General features: G+C 69.8%; 1 protein-coding gene. It reads right to left on the bottom strand.

The window, feature by feature from the left end; translation table 11 throughout:
- Positions 1-308: hypothetical protein (locus tag ACLZOT_RS51485; RefSeq protein WP_416976177.1), on the bottom strand; the 308-nt coding region annotated here is incomplete at both ends.

Genomic DNA, 308 nt, shown 5'->3' with positions numbered 1-308 from the left:
CCTCGATATCCCCGTACGAGGCGGTGTCCATCAGGGCGAAGGCGGATTTGAGGCGGGCCAGGTCGCCGAACAGCAGGTCCGGCGAGACCTTGGCGGCCGCGTCGAACAGCTGCACGGCCTCGGCGGTCTTGCCCTGCTGCAGGCGGATGCCGCCCTGCTGCTGGAGGGCCAGGGACTTGTAGGCCGGCGTGCCGGACTTGGCGACCTCGTCGAATTCGACGAAGGCCCGGCCCGGATCGTTCTTGCCGAGGTCGGCGAGTCCGCGCTGGTAACCCTCGGAGGCCTTGGCGGCGACGCCTTCCTGGTGC

The sequence above is a fragment of the Streptomyces sp. 4F14 genome (genome assembly GCF_048159485.1).
In the GTDB taxonomy this organism is placed as follows: domain Bacteria; phylum Actinomycetota; class Actinomycetes; order Streptomycetales; family Streptomycetaceae; genus Streptomyces.
Note: the sequence above shows the minus strand (reverse complement) of the source record. Positions and strands in the feature narration are given on the sequence as shown.